Annotated in this window: 14 protein-coding genes; 12 read left to right on the forward strand and 2 right to left on the reverse strand. The window is 67.4% G+C overall.

The window, feature by feature from the left end:
- Positions 1-20: 20 nt before the first annotated feature.
- The 9 genes from ABIB54_RS06520 (at position 21) to ABIB54_RS06560 (ending at position 11716) form a co-directional block, all read left to right on the forward strand.
- Positions 21-989 (forward strand): AAA family ATPase, encoded by a 969-nt coding sequence (locus ABIB54_RS06520; protein WP_354574710.1) that lies wholly within the window; start codon positions 21-23, stop codon positions 987-989.
- 10 nt (positions 990-999) lie between these two features.
- Complete coding sequence (locus tag ABIB54_RS06525; protein WP_354574711.1) at positions 1000-2283, forward strand: DUF58 domain-containing protein; 1284 nt, start codon at positions 1000-1002, stop codon at positions 2281-2283.
- Positions 2283-4619: a transglutaminase TgpA family protein gene (locus ABIB54_RS06530; protein ID WP_354574712.1), complete on the forward strand. Its 2337-nt coding sequence runs from the start codon at positions 2283-2285 to the stop codon at positions 4617-4619. The genes ABIB54_RS06525 and ABIB54_RS06530 overlap by 1 nt, the downstream gene beginning before the upstream one ends.
- Before the next feature lie 623 nt (positions 4620-5242).
- The gene (locus ABIB54_RS06535; RefSeq protein WP_354574713.1) at positions 5243-5671 is read left to right on the forward strand and encodes an FHA domain-containing protein; all 429 of its coding nucleotides are present in this window, start codon (positions 5243-5245) and stop codon (positions 5669-5671) included.
- 712 nt (positions 5672-6383) lie between these two features.
- The gene (gene leuC / locus ABIB54_RS06540; protein WP_354574714.1) at positions 6384-7907 is read left to right on the forward strand and encodes a 3-isopropylmalate dehydratase large subunit; all 1524 of its coding nucleotides are present in this window, start codon (positions 6384-6386) and stop codon (positions 7905-7907) included.
- The gene (leuD, locus tag ABIB54_RS06545) at positions 7907-8533 is read left to right on the forward strand and encodes a 3-isopropylmalate dehydratase small subunit (protein WP_354574715.1); all 627 of its coding nucleotides are present in this window, start codon (positions 7907-7909) and stop codon (positions 8531-8533) included. The genes leuC and leuD overlap by 1 nt, the downstream gene beginning before the upstream one ends.
- Positions 8534-9901 carry a UDP-N-acetylglucosamine 1-carboxyvinyltransferase gene (murA, locus tag ABIB54_RS06550; RefSeq protein ID WP_354574716.1) on the forward strand — a complete coding sequence of 456 codons (1368 nt, stop codon included), beginning with the start codon at positions 8534-8536 and terminating at the stop codon, positions 9899-9901.
- Between the two features lie 8 nt (positions 9902-9909).
- Positions 9910-10674, forward strand: coding sequence for a lysophospholipid acyltransferase family protein (locus ABIB54_RS06555; protein WP_502917086.1), 765 nt, complete (start codon positions 9910-9912; stop codon positions 10672-10674).
- Positions 10675-10678: 4 nt separating this feature from the next.
- Positions 10679-11716, forward strand: a complete 1038-nt coding sequence (locus ABIB54_RS06560; protein WP_354574717.1) for an NAD(P)H-dependent glycerol-3-phosphate dehydrogenase — start codon at positions 10679-10681, stop codon at positions 11714-11716.
- 140 nt (positions 11717-11856) lie between these two features.
- Here the strand turns inward: ABIB54_RS06560 and ABIB54_RS06565 are convergent, their stop codons facing one another.
- A complete protein-coding gene (locus ABIB54_RS06565; protein WP_354574718.1) occupies positions 11857-12369 on the reverse strand; it encodes a DUF3515 family protein in 513 nt (170 codons plus the stop codon).
- 33 nt (positions 12370-12402) lie between these two features.
- On the opposite strand from ABIB54_RS06565, the gene thiL reads away from it, so the two are divergent.
- Positions 12403-13389, forward strand: a complete 987-nt coding sequence (gene thiL / locus ABIB54_RS06570) for a thiamine-phosphate kinase (protein WP_354574719.1) — start codon at positions 12403-12405, stop codon at positions 13387-13389.
- 101 nt (positions 13390-13490) lie between these two features.
- Here thiL and ABIB54_RS06575 read toward each other — a convergent pair whose 3' ends face one another.
- Complete coding sequence (locus tag ABIB54_RS06575) at positions 13491-14060, reverse strand: RsmD family RNA methyltransferase (protein WP_354574720.1); 570 nt, start codon at positions 14058-14060, stop codon at positions 13491-13493.
- 59 nt (positions 14061-14119) lie between these two features.
- Between ABIB54_RS06575 and ABIB54_RS06580 the strand changes: the two genes are divergently transcribed.
- Entirely contained in the window at positions 14120-15241 is a 1122-nt protein-coding gene (locus tag ABIB54_RS06580) for a magnesium and cobalt transport protein CorA (protein WP_354574721.1), read from the forward strand.
- A gap of 38 nt (positions 15242-15279) precedes the next feature.
- Positions 15280-17463 (forward strand): ATP-dependent DNA helicase RecG, encoded by a 2184-nt coding sequence (locus ABIB54_RS06585; RefSeq protein ID WP_354574722.1) that lies wholly within the window; start codon positions 15280-15282, stop codon positions 17461-17463.
- The last annotated feature ends 6 nt before the right edge of the window (positions 17464-17469 follow it).

Below are 17469 nucleotides of genomic sequence, written 5' to 3' on the forward strand. Positions count from 1 at the left end.
TATACAGTGAAAGTGATTCCATGCCAGTAACCCAGGAGCAGGCGACATGGTTCGCCGATGCCTTCCAAAAGCTCGTCGCGAACGTCGACAAGGCCATCGTCGGCAAGAGCGGAGTGATCCGTCTGGTGCTCACCGCGCTGGTCTCCGACGGCCACGTGCTGCTCGAGGACTACCCCGGCACGGGCAAGACCGTGCTGGCGAAGGCCCTCGCGAACAGCCTGGACGGCACGACCTCGCGCATCCAGTTCACCCCCGACCTTCTGCCCTCCGACGTCACCGGCGTGCAGATCTACGACCAGTCCAAGGGCAAGTTCCAGTTCCACCAGGGACCGATCTTCGCCTCGATCGTGCTCGCGGACGAGATCAACCGGGCAAGCCCGAAGACCCAGAGTGCGCTGCTCGAGGTGATGGAGGAGGGGGTCGTGACGATCGACGGCGAGGGCCACGGCGTCGGTGCCCCATTCATGGTGATCGCGACCCAGAATCCCGTGGAGCAGGCCGGAACCTACAAGCTGCCGGAGGCGCAGCTCGACCGCTTCCTGATCAAGACCACGCTCGGCTACCCGGATGCGAAGACCGCGGTCGCCCTGCTGATGGACTCCGCGACCCGTGCCCGCGCATCCCTCGTCACGCCGATCATCAAGCCGGAATCCATCGTGGCGATGGCAGGACTCGCGTCAGAGGTCTTCGTGGATGAGTCGGTGATGCAGTACCTCAACGAGATCGTCGAGGCCACCCGAAAGAACCGCGACGTGGTGCTCGGGGTCAGCATGCGCGGCGCGATGGCGCTCGCCCGGGCCATCAAGACCTGGGCGATCACCCAGGGCCGCACCTACGCGACCCCGGATGACGTGCGGGATCTCGCGGTGCCGGTGCTCGCGCACCGCATCATCCTCGACCCGGAGTCGGAGTTCGCCGGGGTGAAGGCCGAGGACATCGTGAGCCGCATCCTGCTCGATATCGAACCGCCAACCTACCGGGCGGCCTGACCTCGCTGCCATGACCGCCACCGACTCGAAACCCGGGCTGGCCGAGCCTCTTCAGAGGCTCGGAGCTCGCGGCACCCGACTGGTCACTGCCGTTGGTGCGATCGTCGCGCCCGCCGTCAGGGTCGCCTGGCGTGTCGCCGGGCCGGTGTTCCGCACGATCACGGCGGCCGGATGGCTCGTGCTCGGGCTCTCACTGGTGGCTCTCGTTCTCAGCGCGGTCTTCGGATGGCAGGAGTTCACCTACCTCGGCTTCATCCTGCTCGCCTCCCTCGCGATGTGCGCGGTGTTCCTCTTCGGACGTGCATCCTACGGCGTGCTCGTTGAGCTGAACCCGCGCCGGGTGGTCGTGGGGGACCGGGCCATGGGGCGCATGGTGGTGACGAACATCGGCACCCGTGGTCTCACCCCGACCCGCATGGAGTTGCCGGTGGGGAGGGGCATCGCCGAGTTCCAGCTACCGGCGATGAAGCCGAAGGAGGAGCACGAGGAGCTCTTCGCGGTGCCGACCAATCGGCGCGCGGTGATCGTCGCCGGGCCGGCCGAGTCCGTGCGGGGCGATCAGCTCGGCATGCTGCGGCGAGCTCTCACGTGGGCGGATGCTGTCGACCTCTTCGTGCATCCGAAGACGGTGCGTCTCGCCCCTTCGGCCGCCGGTCTCGTGCGTGACCTCGAAGGGCAGGTATCCAAGAAGATCACCAACAACGACATCGCCTTCCATGCCCTGCGTCCGTACGTGCCGGGGGACGATCGCCGCTATGTGCACTGGCGCACCTCGGCGCGCATCGGCCAGTTGATGGTTCGGCAGTTCGAGGAGACGCGCCGTTCGCAGGTGACGATGATCCTCGCCTCCCGGAGTGACCTCTACGCCTCAGATGAAGAATTCGAACTCGCGATCTCGGTCACCGCCTCGATCGCCGCGCAGGTGATCCGTGACGGGGTGCAGATGAACGTGGTGAGCGAGTCCGGCGTCTGGCGCACCCAGACCGTCACCTCGATGCTGGATGCCTCGTGTCGCATCGAACCGGTCGGACGGGTCTACCCGAGCATCCGGGACTTCGCCCGCGAACGCACCCGGCGCCTGCCCGCCCCCAGCGTCGTGATGATGATCGGCGGGTCGAATATGACGACCGGCGAGTACCGCAGCGTCGAATCGCTGTTCGGCCAGGACACCGCGCAGGTGGCGTTCCACGTCGTGGCCGGCGCGCAGCCGAAGATCGCCGCCGTCGCGGGCCTCACCGTGATCACCGTCGGCGACCTCTCCGATCTCTCGCGGCTGGTTCGGGGGCTCGGCTGATGACGCAGACGTCGATCCCCACCCGCGGCATCCGTAAGCTGACCGGTTGCACCTGGGCCGACATCGCCGTGTTGCTCGTGCTCTCCGTGCTCGGCGTGCTCGGATTCGAACCGTCTTTCGGCGGCTACGGATTTCTGGTCGCGGGTCTCGGTGGGCTGGCGCTCGGGGCCGCGACGGGCATCCTCGCCTCGGTCTTCCGCATCAACATCATCGCTCTGGTGCTCGTCGCCGTCGTCGGGTACTTCCTCGTGGGCACGGCCATCGCGGTGCCCCAGCAGGCCCTCTTCGGCGTGCTCCCCACTCTCGCGTCGCTCGAGAGTCTCGCGATCGGAGCGGTCTACGGCTGGTCTGACATCGTCACGCTTCGCACCCCGATCGGCGCACCCGCCTACATCACCGTGATCCCCTACTTCGCCACCTGGATCGTGGCACTCGTCTCCACCTCGCTCGCCGCCCGCTGGCTCTCGTCGAAGCCGCGGTCGGCCTGGCGCTTCGCGATCACTCTGATCGGTCCGGTGGCGCTCTATCTCGCAGGCATCCTGATCGGCACCGATGTGCCCTACCAGGCGGGCATCCGCGGGGCCGTGTTCGCGGCTCTCGCTCTCGTCTGGCTGGGCTGGCGTCGACCAACCATCACCGCCACATCCACCGGCCCCAATCGCCTGCGCACCCGCAAGCTCGCCGGAACCGCGATCGTGGTCGCCGGCGCAGTCCTTCTCGGAGGCAGCGCCGGATTCGTCTTCGCTCCGCCGAAGGACGAACGCTTCGTGCTGCGCGAGGAGATCCAACCGCCCTTCGATCCTCTGGACTACCCGAGCCCGCTCTCGGGCTTCCGGCACTACACGAAACAGGCCGCCGACGACGTGCTCTTCACGGTGAGCGGGTTGAAGACCGGCGACACGATCCGGCTCGCGACTCTCGACTCGTACACGGGAAAGCTGTGGAACGTGACGGGCCCGAAGACGAGCACGGATGGCTCCGGCACCTTCAACCTGGTGGGACGCACGCTGCCCGATCCCACCTTCATCACGCCGGTCGTGCGCAAAGACGTCACCTTCACGATCGACAGCTACAAGGACTTCTGGCTGCCCAGCGTCGGCTACCCGACCAGCCTCGACTTCACCGGCGGGGCGGCCAAAACCGCAACGGACAGCCTGCGCTACAACGACTCCACCGGCACGGCCGTGCTCACGACCGGCCTCGTCAAGGGCGACAGCTACACCATGACCGCGGAAGAGCAGAAGGTCATCCCGGCCGAGAAGCTCGCCAAGGATCCCATCGCCACCGTGAATCTGCCACCGGTGGTCGGCAGCCCGGATGTCGTGACGAGCAAGGCGCAGGAGTTCGCAGGCAAGGCGGCCACTCCGATAGCCCAGTTGGAGGCCATCCGGCTCGCCCTCGTGCAGAAGGGCTTCCTCAGCCACGGGCGCGCCTCCGATGCAGTCGCCTCCCGGGCCGGGCACGGGGCGGACCGCATCAGCGAACTGCTGGAACGCCCGCAGATGATCGGCGACCAGGAGCAGTACGCCTCGGCCTTCGCCCTCATGGCGCGCAGCTACAACTATCCGGCCCGGGTCGTGATGGGCTTCGCGCCCAAGATCGCCGAGGGCCAGAAGTCGGTGCAGGTGACCGGAAACGATGTGACCGCCTGGGTCGAGGTCGCCTTCGACAAGGTGGGCTGGGTGGCGTTCAACCCCACGCCGAAGGAGACGGATATCCCGCAGGCGCAGGTGCCGAAACCCCAGAGCATCCCGCAACCGCAGGTGCGGCAGCCCCCACGCTCCGAGAAGAACAGCGACGACCTGCTGACCCCGGTGGAGCTCGAGAAGCAGAAGAAGCAGGACAAGGGGGTGCTGTTCTCGCTGCCGGGGTGGGTCTACATCCTCAGCCTGAGCATCCTGATTCCGGCCGTGATCGTGTTCGTGCCGATGCTGATCATCGCCGCGGCGAAGCGGCGGCGGGCCCGAAGCCGTCGCGAGGCGGCCCGCACCGAGGACCGAGTCTCCGGCGCCTGGGACGAGTTGCTCGATCGCTATTCGGAGCTCGGCTACTCGGTCATCGGCAAGACGACGCGGGTGCACGTCGCGGATGACCTCGAACGTCAGGTGGCCCAGCCGGTGATGCTGAGATCGCTGGCCATCCGCGCCGACGAAGCCGTATTCTCCGGCCGCCCGGTCGACGACCAGACCACCGAGCGGGTCTGGACCGAGGCATCCGCCTCCATCGAAGCCGCGCGTGAGGCGGTGGGGGGCCTTCGCCGGTTCCTCAGTCGGTATCGGGTGCGCAAAGCCCGCGATTGGGCCCTGCGAATGAGCACCCGCAAGGACCGGGACTAGGCGGCGCTCGGCGAACGGTGCGTTAGCATTGCTCGACTGACGGACCAACCGGGGAGGGTGCTGTGTCGGACGAAGGCAACCCCCTCCTGATCACTCCGCCACCCGGGCTGTTGCCGGCCGCGAGCCCGGCTTCCGCACCGGCCGCGATCGAGCCGGATGATCCGGAAGAGTTCATCACGCTGCCCCCGGGTATCGCCGATTCGGCGACGCATCAGGTGGCGAACGCGCGGATCGTGCCGCCCCGGGTCGCTCCGGCGGGTTCTCCGGGTTCGGCGGGTTCTCCGAGCGTGCCGGGCTCTTCGGGTCTGCCGGGTTTTCCGGGTCTGCCGGGCTCTGCGGGATCTCCGAGTTCGCCGGGTTCTCCGGGTTCTGCGGGTTCTCCGAGTTCGCCGGGTCTGTCGGGTTCTCCGGGTCTGTCGATAGACGACATCGTGTTCTTCCCCGTCGTGCCGGGTGCGCCGCCGGTCGTGCCGTCGGCACTCGGGGAGGCCGCGCCGGCTTCGGTGCCGACAGCTTCTCCTCCGCTGAGTTCGCTGCCTCCGGGGCCTCCGCTGAGTTCGCTGCCTCCGGGGCCTCCGCTGACTTCGCTGACTTCGCTGCCTCCGGGGCCTCCGCTGACTTCGGTGACTCCGGGGCCGAGCGTCCCGGTTCCGGATGCGTCGGTCGCGTCCGCGGCATCCGTCGACGAGACCCGCGCGAGCGTTCCCCTGCGCGATTCGACGAGGGCGTGGAGTGTCGTACTCCCGACCGGGCAGTCCGTGCCGGTCGCCTCCGCCGTGATCATCGGGCGGGATCCGGTGGCAAACGCCGCCTGGCCGACGGCCGCTCTCTTGCCTGCGCTCGATCCAGCCAAGTCGCTCTCGAAGACGCACGCTCTTCTCGAACTCGAGGGCGGCATCCTCTGGGTGCACGATCTCGATTCGACCAACGGCGTGTTCGTCGCAGCCCCCGGGGTGGACGTCGTGCAGGTCGACCCGGGCAGCCGTGTGGTGGTGCCGGATGGCGCGGAGATCGAGCTCGGCGAATTCATCGTGACAGTGGTGCGCGCCTGACCCCCTAGATCGGTTCCTTCGACCAGTCCCTTCGATCGGTCCCTTCGATCGGTCCCTTCGACCGGCGCCGAGACCCCAGCACTGCCGTATTTCGACTCGGGAGTAGATGCGGCTTGCGGTTGCTCCAGCTCGCCTTTGCTCCCGACTCGATCGGGGAGGCGGCACTGCCGTATTTCGACTCGGGAGTAGATGCGACTTGCGGTTGCTCCAGCTCGCCTTTGCTCCCGACTCGATCGGCGCCGATAGCCCAGCACCGCCGTATTTCGACTCGGGAGTAGGTGCGACTTGCGGTTGCTCCAGCTCGCCTTTGCCCCCGACTCGATCGGGGAGGCGGTACTGCCGTATTTCGACTCGGGAGTAGATGCGACTTGCGGTTGCTCCAGCTCGCCTTTACTCCCGACTCGATCGGGGAGGGGGTACTGCCGTATTTCGACTCGGGAGTAGATGCGACTTGCGGTTGTCTCAACCCGCATCTACCCCCGACTCGACTCGGCGGAGCGAGCTGGTCGCTAAGGTGCGCCGGATCAAAGCGCGCCGAACCGCCATCCGAGGAGGATTGCCAAACGGTGTTAGCCTGAAGCGGTGTTGTTCGGTCTGCTTCTTCTTCGTAGCCGCGACGAGTCCTAGTTTCCAGGCCTCCCTCGTCGCGGAGTCTGGTGCGGGTAGACGCGCCGCTGGCTGACCACCGTTTGGCATAGGAGAGCGCACGACAATGAACGATGACATCACCGCAGCACCCCGCACACTCGCCGAGAAAGTGTGGGATGACCACCTCGTCGTCGCGGGCGAGGACGGCAATCCCGACCTCATCTACATCGACCTCCACCTCGTTCACGAGGTGACGAGCCCGCAGGCCTTCGACGGGCTTCGCCTCGCCGGTCGACCGGTGCGGCGCCTCGACCTCACCATCGCCACCGAGGATCACAACACCCCGACCCTCGACATCGACAAGCCCATCGCGGATCTCACCAGCCGCACGCAGATCCAGACCCTGCGCAACAACTGCGCAGAGTTCGGGGTGCGCCTGCACTCCCTCGGCGACATCGATCAGGGAATCGTTCACGTCGTCGGCCCGCAGCTCGGACTCACCATGCCGGGAATCACCGTCGTCTGCGGCGACTCCCACACCTCGACCCACGGAGCGTTCGGCGCGATGGCGTTCGGCATCGGCACCAGCGAGGTTGAGCATGTACTCGCCACGCAGACCCTGCCACTCAGCCCGTTCAAGACGATGGCGATCACCGTGGAGGGCACCCTGCGCCCGGGAGTGACGGCCAAGGACATCATCCTCGCGGTCATCGCCCAGATCGGTACCGGAGGCGGGCAGGGCTACGTGCTCGAGTTCCGCGGCAGCGCCATCCGCTCCCTCTCCATGGAGGGCCGGATGACCGTCTGCAACATGTCGATCGAAGCGGGCGCCCGCGCCGGAATGATCGCGCCGGACCAGGTGACCTACGACTACCTGAAGGGACGCGCGCACGCGCCCAAGGGTGTGGACTGGGATGCGGCGGTCGCCTACTGGAACACTCTCGCAACCGATGCCGATGCGGTGTTCGACGCCGAGGTCTACCTCGACGCCGACGCGCTCGAACCCTTCGTCACCTGGGGAACAAATCCCGGGCAGGGCGCGTCGCTCAGCGACCGTGTGCCCGATCCCTCGCTGATCATCGACATGAACGAGCGCGCCTCCGCCGAGCGGGCCCTCGAATACATGGATCTCGAGGCTGGCACCCCGCTCAAGGACATCCACGTCGACGCGGTCTTCATGGGCTCCTGCACCAACAGCCGCATCGAAGACCTGCGGGCCTTCGCCTCGATCATCAAGGGCCAGAAGAAGGCGGATGGCGTGCGCGTCATGGTCGTGCCTGGTTCGGCCCGCGTGCGCATCGAGGCCGAAGCCGAGGGCATCGACCAGATCGTGAAGGACTTCGGAGCGGAGTGGCGATTCGCCGGCTGCTCGATGTGTCTCGGGATGAATCCCGACCAGCTCGCTCCGGGCGAGCGCTGCGCCTCCACCTCCAACCGCAACTTCGAGGGTCGGCAGGGCAAGGGCGGGCGCACTCACCTGGTGTCGCCGCTCGTGGCAGCGGCGACGGCAATTCGGGGAACGCTGAGTTCGCCGTGGGACCTTTCCGCTGGTCGAGTGGGCCGCGACGAAGGAGCAGCCGTGTCGAGACCGGGTCTCGACACGGTCGCTGGCGCTCCCTACTCGACCAACAACGGCGGGAGCAACTGATGGACAAGGTCTCCGTGGTCACCGGCGTCGCGGTGCCCCTCGAGCGCGCCAACGTCGACACCGACCAGATCATCCCCGCGGTGTTCCTCAAACGGGTCACCAAGACCGGATTCGACGACGCGCTCTTCTACGCGTGGCGCCAGAACCCCGATTTCGTGCTCAACAATCCCGCCTTCGCCGGCGCCAGGGTGCTCATCGCCGGACCGGACTTCGGCACCGGATCCAGCCGCGAGCACGCCGTGTGGGCCCTGCGTGACTACGGATTCGCCGCCGTGCTCAGCCCCCGCTTCGGCGACATCTTCCGCGGTAACTCCGGCAAGCAGGGGCTGCTCGCCGGCGAGATCACCGAATCGGACCTCGAGGCGCTGTGGGCCGCCATCGACGCGGATCCCGGCATCGAGGCATCCGTCGATCTCGTCGCCAAAACGGCGACGATCGGCGACGTCACCGTGCCATTCGAGATCGACGATTACACTAGGTGGCGGCTGCTAGAAGGCCTTGACGACATCGGACTCACCCTGCGCAACGAAGCGGAGATCACCGAGTTCGAGACTCGTCGGGAATCTTGGCGGCCCCTCACACTCCCGGTACAGCAGGTCTCGAACCACAACGATGCAGGTGAATAGATGAACCCCCTAGCCACAGATGCCCAGAAGGCAGGACGGCGGGTGGGATTGACCTCCGACGAGATCACGATCACCGGCGGCAACCCCCTCAAGGGCCGCATCTCGGTGCGCGGCGCCAAGAATCTGGCGACCAAGGCGATGGTGGCCGCCCTTCTCGGCGAGACGCCGAGCACCCTGCGGGACGTTCCGGACATCAGCGACGTCGAGGTAGTTCGCGGGCTCCTGGAGGTCTACGGTGTCATCGTCACCTCCCCGAAGCCGGGTGAGCTGCACTTCGACACCTCCAACGTCGAGAAGGCCCACTTCGCCGAGATCGACGCGCATGCCGGGTCGAGTCGCATTCCGATCCTGTTCTGCGGTCCTCTCCTGCATCGTCTCGGCGAGGCTCGCATCCCCGACCTCGGTGGCTGCCGAATCGGCGACCGCCCCATCGACTTCCACCTCGACGCGCTTCGGGCGTTCGGTGCCGTCGTCGACAAGTCGTTCGAGGGCATCTACATCACCGCACCGGATGGACTCCACGGCGCCGACATCGAGTTGCCGTACCCGAGCGTCGGCGCGACCGAGCAGGTGCTGCTCACCGCTGTGCGCGCGAAGGGGACAACCGAGCTGAAGAACGCGGCCATCGAGCCGGAGATCATGGATCTCATCGCCATCCTGCAGAAGATGGGCGCGATCATCTCGGTCGAGCCCAATCGCGTCATCCTGATCGAGGGCGTCGATCGCCTCGAAGGCTACAAGCACCGCGCTCTGTTCGACCGAAACGAGGTCGCGAGCTGGGCCGCAGCGGCGCTGGTCACCAAGGGCGACATCTTCGTGGAAGGTGCACGCCAGAGTGAGATGATGACCTTCCTCAATGTCTTCCGCAAGGTCGGCGGCGCCTTCGACGTCGAGGATGACGGCATTCGCTTCTACCACCCGGGTGGAGAGCTCAAGCCGGTCTCCATCGAGACGGACGTGCACCCCGGTTTCATGACGGACTGGCAGCAGCCGCTCATCGTGGCCCTGACGCAGGCCACCGGAGTCTCCTACGTGCACGAGACCGTGTACGAAGACCGCTTCGGCTTCACGGATGCGCTCAACGAGATGGGCGCGAACATCGTCGTTCACAAGGAGGGACTGCCGGATCACCCGCGCCGCGTGGCCCGCCGTGACTTCGAGCAGGCCGCCGTCATCACCGGTCCGACCAAGCTGCACGGCGCGAACGTGCGCGTTCCCGACCTGCGCGGCGGCTTCAGCTACCTGATCGCGGCCCTCAGCGCCGAGGGCGTCTCGACGGTGAGCAATGTCGGCATCATCAGCCGCGGCTACGAGCACTTCATCGACAAGCTCGCGATTCTCGGGGCCGACTTCGTCTACGAGGGCTGAACATCGCAGTGACCGCACCGACCGCACCGAAGCGAGTTGCCTCAGAGAAGATCCCGATCTTCCGCCTGTTGGCGTTTCTCCTCGTGCCGCCGATGGAGTTCCTCGCCCGCTATGTGATCATCGACGGTCACAAGTTGCCGAAGTCCGGCGCATTCGTCTTCTCTCCCAACCATTACAGCGAGATCGATCCGGTGGTGATCGGGCGCGTGATGTACAAGCTCGGACGCGTGCCGCGGTACCTGGCCAAGGCATCCCTCTTCTCCGTCCCGGTCATGGGCTGGTTCCTGCGCACCTCCGGGCAGATTCCGGTTGAGCGCACCGGCGTGGTGCGGGGGCAGGATCCGATCGCCGCAGCCGATGCCCTCGCGCATGCCGGCCACGCCGTGGTGATCTACCCAGAGGGATCGCTCACCCGCGACCCCGAGCTGTGGCCGATGCGCGGCAAGACGGGGGCGGTGCGGATGGCGCTGCTCGCCGACATCCCGCTGATTCCGGTCGCGCACTGGGGAACCCAGCACGTGATGCCGCGCTACGGAAAGAGGATCAGCCTCTTCCCGCGCAAGACGATCACGGTGAAGATCGGGGACCCGGTGGATCTCTCCGCCTTCCGCGGCAAGGGCGTGGAACCCAAGCTGCTCGCGGCGGCCACCGCCGTTCTCATGGCGGACATCACGAAGCTGCTCGCCGACCTGCGCGACGAACCGGTGCCCGCCGAGACCTGGGACCCGTCCCAGCACAGCCAGAGTGAGATCGGTCGTTTTGAACAACCCTAATCCGATGACATTGCCCATCCGACTCTCCCGTCCGGGTGTGCGAAGAGTCGCGGTTCTCGGTGCCGGTAGCTGGGGCACGACCTTCGCCAAGGTGCTTGCCGACGGCGGATCCGATGTCGCCCTCTGGGCGCGACGCCCCGAGCTGGCCCGCGAGATCTCGCAGTCCAAGCGAAACAGCGACTACCTGCCCGGGATCAATCTGCCGCGCAATCTCTGGGCTTCCTCGTTCATCCCCGATGTGCTCGATGGCGCCGAGATCGTGTTCATCTCCGTACCGAGCCAATCGCTGCGGGAGAACCTGCGGATCGTGCGCGACGTGATCCCGCCGGACGCCATCGTGGTGAGCCTCATGAAGGGTGTCGAGAAGGGCACCGGCGATCGCATGAGCGAGGTCATCCACCAGGAGCTCGAGATCGAGCCGGATCTCGTGGCCGTGGCATCCGGACCCAACCTCGCGCTAGAGATCGCCAAGGAGCAGCCGACGGCGGCAGTCGTCTCGTCCCTGTCGCTCGACACTGCGACCTTCGTGGCAGCGGCGGCGACGGCCCCCTATTTCCGCTCGTTCGTGAACACGGATGTCATCGGCACCGAGTTCGGCGGGGTGCTCAAGAACCTCATCGCCGTGGCCATCGGGATCGTCGATGGCGTGGGCTACGGCGAGAACACGAAGGCTTCGATCATCACCCGGGGTCTGGTGGAGATGACAGACTTCGCCGTCGCCTACGGCGGTCTCGCGCAGACCCTGTCTGGTCTTGCGGGTCTCGGCGACCTCATCGCGACCTGCGAGTCGTCGCTCTCCCGCAACAACACCGCCGGGCGACTGCTCGGGCAGGGCTACAGCTTCACGGACGTCGTGAAGCAGATGAACCAGACGGCCGAGGGTCTCTCCTCCGTTGCGCCGATCCTCGAGCTCGCCGCCGCGCGTGGGGTGGACATGCCCATCGTCTCCCAGGTCGCGCAGGTTCTCGCCGGCACGATGGATCCCCGAGACATCGCGCCGCACCTCACCACCGATGAGGCCCCGGCGATCCTGGTCGAGTAACCCGGCGGGGCTTCCTCTGTCTGCATAACTCCTGCAGTTTTCTCCCGGAGGTGTGCCGGGGCCCGCAGAGACGGGGGCGGAGCGGCGCCGCGCGGGAAACTGCAGGAGTTATGCCGGAGAGAACGGGGTAGGGCGGGGGACTACGGGCTGGGGGTCGGCGTGCTGTCCGGCACGAAGCCGGGGTCTTTCAGGGTGCACTGCTTGGTCTGCGGGATCGTCCCGACCGCGTTGGCCAGGGCGTCGAGGATGATCGCCTCCTGGCCCTGCGTCAGTTTCGTGTCGACGACCACCTGCGTCGCCGGCGAGCGGCCCCAGGTCGTGTAGACGTAGCGCGGCGAGCCCGAGACATCCACGACCCAGTCCACGCCGTTGACGGTGGAGCAGCTGGCCGAGGGGGCGGGCTGGGCGACACCGCAGCGCAGCAGCACCGAAGTGGGGTTACCCCACGCGCTGGTGGCCTGCGCATTGGTCTCGCGAATGGGCTGGCCGACGACACTCTGCGGCAGCCGCACGATGATCTCCGCACACTTCGGATTCGTCGCATCGGCGGCAGGCGTGAGGGGAACCGTGGGGGCGCACGCCGTGACGAGCCCGAGGAGCAGCGGAGCGAGCAGCCCGGCCGCGATGGCGGCGTGCTTCCGAGTTCTCGACATCACAGGCATCCCATTCAGGCTACCGTTTGGAGCATGACGATCACGCCAGAATCCGCCGCTCCCGACACTCTCGGAGGTATCGGGGAGTCGGCGGTGCTCGCGCGCATCTTTCCGCGGCTGCCCGCCGCGGCCTCCGCCCTGCTCGGTCCGGGGGACGACTCGGCGGTCGTCGCCGCGCCGGACGGACGCTTCGTCGTGACCACCGACATGATGATCCACGGTCCCGACTTCCGCCTGGCCTGGTCGAGTCCCCACGACCTCGGGTGGAAGGCTGCCGCCTCCAATCTCGCGGATGTCGCCGCCATGGGTGCCGTTCCGACCGCGCTCGTCGTGGCGATCGCTGCGCCCGCCGACTCGCCGGTCACCCTGTTGGAGGGCATCGCCGACGGACTGCGCCAGGCCTGCGAATCCCTCGCACCGGGATGTGGCGTGGTCGGGGGAGACCTCTCGGTCTCCGCGACGCTCACGATCGCTGTCACCGCCTTCGGTGATCTCGAGGGGCGCGCCCCGGTGCTGCGCTCCGGCGCTTCGCCCGGGGACATCGTCGCCGTGGCCGGAGTACTCGGAGCGGCCGCGGCCGCGCTGCGGTTGCTTTTCGCCGAGGCGGTAGATGCCTCCGGGCTCCCGGATGCCGCTCTCGCCACGGTCCTGCGCTCGCGCACCGCGCCACAATTGGCGCCGTCTCCGCCGATCGCCGCGGGCCGCAGCGCTGCTCTCGCGGGGGCCACCGCCATGCTCGACCTCAGCGACGGACTTGCCATCGACTCCGCACGCCTCGCGAGAGCCAGTGGCGTGGGAATCGACTTCGCTTCGGATGCTCTCGGGAACGATCCCGCGCTGGCGCTCGGCGGAGGAGAGGATCATTCGCTGCTCGCGACCTTCCCGGCGGGGCTCGGGCTGCCCGCGGGATTCCGCGCGATCGGGGTGTGCGTCGAGGGGGATGGACTCACCGTCGACGGTGCACCGCACGACTCGGCCGGGTGGGATCCGTATCGGGACTGGGCCGGATCCGCGGGCTGACCGGCGCACCCCTGGGTCGAGCAGCGTCGTCTGGGGCGCGTATCGAGTCCGGCTCTTGCGGGTCTCGCAAGGTGCGCCGGGTGCCCCGCTCGACCGGCGTGCTATGCGGTCGAACCAGCCCACCAGAGGGTCGTGTCGCCGTAGTCCTTGCGGCGATCGAGCTCGATTCCCTTCGGCCAGGTGGGCTCGGGGGAGCGGCTGCTTCGCTCGAGGCAGACCACCGCATCCGGCTCGAGGCGGGAGGCGAGCGAGGCGAGATTCTCCGCGAGCTCGGCCTCGGCGAGGTCGTAGGGCGGATCGAGGAACACGAGATCCCAGGTCTCCGGATTGCTCGTGAGGAAGGACTGCACGAGCCGACCACTGACCTCGATCCGCAGGGCGGAGCCGAGCGGCGCCTGAGCGAGCACCGCGGCCGCGTTGGCGCGGCAGACCGCTGTGCCGGGCCCGCCGCGTTCGACCAGTCGCACGAAGGCGGCGCCCCGGCTCGCGGCTTCGAGTCCGAGCGCGCCGGATCCGGCGTAGAGATCGAGCACCCGGGCGCCGTCGATCACGCCCCGGGATTCGAGCGCGGAGAAGATCGCCTCCCGTACCCGGTCGCTGGTGGGGCGGGTGCCGCTCCCGGGCGTCTTCAGCGCTATGGATCCGGCGAATCCGGAGATTATTCGAGTCATCGAAACCGACCCTATCGGGCTACATGAATTGTTCACTCGACGGGACTACCGTTTTGAGCATGGCCCCCGATTTCCGCAAGCCCTTTCGCGCTCTGTCGCTGCGACCGCGCACGCCAGAGATTCCCGCGCGAGTGGAGCCCCCGGAGCCCGGGCAGGTGCGCTCGAGCCTCATCAACAACGCGATCTACGAGAACGGACACCGCGTAGAGACTCCCGCATCGCTCAGCGACACCTACGACGCGCTCGACGCGCGTCCCGGTGCCATGGCCTGGATCGGGCTGTACCGCCCCACCACCGAGGAGCTCACGTCACTCGCCGGCCAATTCGGCCTCCACGAACTCGCCGTTGAGGATGCGATCGTCGCCCACCAGCGACCCAAGATCGAGCGCTACGGATCCACCCTCTTCGTCGTGCTGCGGGCCGCGCGCTACCTCGATGCGAAGGAGGAGGTGGAGTTCGGTGAACTGCACGTCTTCATGGGCAGCAACTTCGTCATCACGGTGCGACACAGCGAATCCCCCGACCTCTCCCTCGTTCGCGGTCGGCTGGAGAGTACGCCTGACCTGCTCGCGCGCGGAACGGAAGCCGTGCTCTATGCCATCCTCGACGCCGTCGTCGACGGCTATGTGCCGGTGGTCGCGGGTCTCGCCAACGACATCGACGAGATCGAGACCCAGGTGTTCGGGGGAGACCCGGGCGTCTCCCGCCGGATCTACGAGTTGACCCGCGAGGTGATCGACTTCCAGCGCGCCTCGGTGCCGCTGGTCGGCATGCTCGACCAGATCTCCAACGGTTTCGACAAGTACGGCATCGGGGAAGACCTGCAGCAGTACCTGCGGGATGTCGCCGACCATGTCGCGCACGCGACCGAGCGAGTGGACGAATTCCGCATCCTGCTTCGCGACATCCTCACCGTCAACGCGACCCTCGTGGCCCAGCGGCAGAACGAGGAGATGCAGGAGACCACCGAAGCGAACAACCGGCAGACGGAGGAGACCCGCAAGATCTCCGCCTGGGCGGCCATCCTCTTCGCGCCGTCGATCATCAGCGGCATCTACGGGATGAACTTCCGGGTGATGCCGGAACTGCACTGGTTGTTCGGGTACCCCTTCGCCATCGGACTGATGCTCGTCGTCGGCATCGGGCTGTATGTGATCTTCCGCAAACTGCGCTGGCTGTAACGCGAGGAAGTGCCGGAGGGGGCGGCTACCCTCGAGAGGTGGACTCCCCGCTCGACGCCAAGCTCAGCACAGCCCTCGGCGGGCGCACCGCGGCAGCCCTCGAGAAGGGTCTCGGCCTCGCCACCGTCGGCGACCTGCTCACGCACTATCCCCGTCGCTACGCGCTGCGCGGGGAACTGACCGCACTCGCGCAGCTCTCCGTGGACGAGAACGTCACGATCGTCGCCGAGGTGCTCGCCGTGCAGGAGCGCACGATGCGGGCCCGCAAGGGGTCGATCCTCGAGGTGACGATCAGCGATGGCAGCGACATCCTCTCCCTCACCTTCTTCAACCAGGCCTGGCGCAAGGCCGATCTGAAGCCGGGGGTGGGCGGTATCTTCGCGGGCAAGGTGGGCGACTATCGCGGCACCATCCAGCTGGCCCACCCCGACTATGAACTGTTCGAGACTGATGACACGGGGGGCGACTCCGAGGCCGCAGCGGAGCGCGCCCGCAGGTGGGCCGAGCAGCCGGTGCCGATCTACGCGGCGACGGCGGCGGTGGCCTCCTGGCAGCTCGGCAAGGCGATCGGGGTGCTGCTCGATACGCTTCCGCCGCTCGATGATCCCGTGCCGGGAGCGGTACGCGGCGATCGCGGACTGATGGCCTATTCGCGGGCCCTCGAGCTCATCCATCGGCCGGAGAAGGACATCGAGTGGCGTGCGGCACAGAAGTCCCTGCGCTTTCAGGAGGCCCTCGTGCTGCAGGCCGCACTGCTCGAGCAGCGGGCGCTGGTGAAGCTGCAGTCCGCGACCCCGCGCGTGCCGAAGCCGGGTGGGTTGCTCGAGCGCTTCGATGCGCAACTGCCGTTCGTGCTCACCGGCGACCAGACGACCGTCGGGACCGAGATCGCGGGCGATATCGCGGCATCCGCTCCCATGAATCGCCTGGTGCAGGGCGAGGTGGGTTCGGGAAAGACGCTTGTGGCACTGCGCGCGATGCTCGCGGTGGCCGACAGCGGCGGACAGTCCGCCCTGCTCGCGCCGACCGAGGTGCTGGCCGGCCAGCACCTGCGCTCCATCGTGAAGACTCTCGGCCCCGACCTCGCCGCGACCCTGCGGCCCACCCTGATCACCGGACAGCTCCCGGTGGCGGATCGGCGCAAGGCCACCCTCGCCACCGTCAGCGGGCAGGCGCAGATCGTGGTCGGCACGCACGCTCTGCTGAGCGAGAGCGTCGGCTTCTACGACCTCGGACTCGTCGTCGTCGACGAGCAGCACCGGTTCGGCGTCGAACAGCGCGAGGCGCTGCGGCGCAAGGGCACGGTGCCACCGCACGTGCTCGTGCTCACCGCGACGCCAATCCCGCGCACGGTGGCGATGACCGTCTTCGGAGACCTGGATGTCTCGACGATCGCCGAGCTGCCCAGTGGTCGGGTGCCGATCCAGAGTTTCGTCGTGCCGCTCGCCGACAAACCGGGCTGGGTCAACCGCGTCTGGGAACGCCTCGCCGAGGAACTGGCCAAGGGACGCCAGGGGTTCGTGGTGTGTCCGGCGATCGACAGCACTCTCGTCGAGAGTCCGCTGGTCGAGGATTCCGTTGCCGTCGGCCCGGCGCCCGCGGCCACCGAGATCGCCAATGTCACCGATACCCTCGCCCGGGTGCGGGCGAATCCGCTGTTTGAGGGAAGGCGCATCGAAGGGCTCCACGGTCGCCTCCCGAGCGAGGAGAAGGATGCCCTGATGCGCGCCTTCGCTGCCGGGGATATCGACGTGCTCGTCGCCACCACCGTCATCGAGGTGGGCGTGGACGTGCCCAACGCCTCCACGATGATCATCCTCGATGCCGATCGCTTCGGCGTATCGCAGCTTCACCAGTTGCGGGGCCGGGTCGGGCGCGGGGGAGTCCCCGGGCTCTGCCTCATGGTGACCGGCGCGGAGGAGGAGACGCTGGCGCGGGAACGGGTCGAGGTCGTGGCATCCACTCTCGATGGTTTCGAACTCGCGCAGAAGGACCTCGAGCTTCGACAGGAGGGCGATGTATTGGGCAGCACCCAGTCGGGCGGTCGATCGTCCCTGCGACTGCTGCGGGTCGCGAAAGACGGAGTGCTCATCACGGAGGCTCGGGCTATCGCCCAGGCGGTGCTCGCGGAGGATCCATCGCTGAGCGGGCATCCGGCGCTGCGCCTGGCTCTCGAGCGTCGTCTCGACGAGGCGAGCCGCGATTTTCTGGCGAAGAACTGAGCGGCA

Origin of the sequence: Frigoribacterium sp. UYMn621 (genome assembly GCF_040549525.1) — a bacterium.
GTDB lineage: Bacteria > Actinomycetota > Actinomycetes > Actinomycetales > Microbacteriaceae > Lacisediminihabitans.

What these genes read in the sequence shown, in the direction of transcription:
- ABIB54_RS06520 (WP_354574710.1), top strand. Translation starts at nt 21, where the DNA reads ATGCCAGTAACCCAGGAGCAGGCGACATGGTTCGCCGATGCCTTCCAA.
- ABIB54_RS06525 (WP_354574711.1), top strand. Translation starts at nt 1,000, where the DNA reads ATGACCGCCACCGACTCGAAACCCGGGCTGGCCGAGCCTCTTCAGAGG.
- ABIB54_RS06530 (WP_354574712.1), top strand. Translation starts at nt 2,283, where the DNA reads ATGACGCAGACGTCGATCCCCACCCGCGGCATCCGTAAGCTGACCGGT.
- leuC (WP_354574714.1), top strand. Translation starts at nt 6,384, where the DNA reads ATGAACGATGACATCACCGCAGCACCCCGCACACTCGCCGAGAAAGTG.
- leuD (WP_354574715.1), top strand. Translation starts at nt 7,907, where the DNA reads ATGGACAAGGTCTCCGTGGTCACCGGCGTCGCGGTGCCCCTCGAGCGC.
- murA (WP_354574716.1), top strand. Translation starts at nt 8,534, where the DNA reads ATGAACCCCCTAGCCACAGATGCCCAGAAGGCAGGACGGCGGGTGGGA.
- ABIB54_RS06560 (WP_354574717.1), top strand. Translation starts at nt 10,679, where the DNA reads ATGACATTGCCCATCCGACTCTCCCGTCCGGGTGTGCGAAGAGTCGCG.
- ABIB54_RS06565 (WP_354574718.1), bottom strand. Translation starts at nt 12,369, where the DNA reads ATGTCGAGAACTCGGAAGCACGCCGCCATCGCGGCCGGGCTGCTCGCT.
- thiL (WP_354574719.1), top strand. Translation starts at nt 12,403, where the DNA reads ATGACGATCACGCCAGAATCCGCCGCTCCCGACACTCTCGGAGGTATC.
- ABIB54_RS06575 (WP_354574720.1), bottom strand. Translation starts at nt 14,060, where the DNA reads ATGACTCGAATAATCTCCGGATTCGCCGGATCCATAGCGCTGAAGACG.
- ABIB54_RS06580 (WP_354574721.1), top strand. Translation starts at nt 14,120, where the DNA reads ATGGCCCCCGATTTCCGCAAGCCCTTTCGCGCTCTGTCGCTGCGACCG.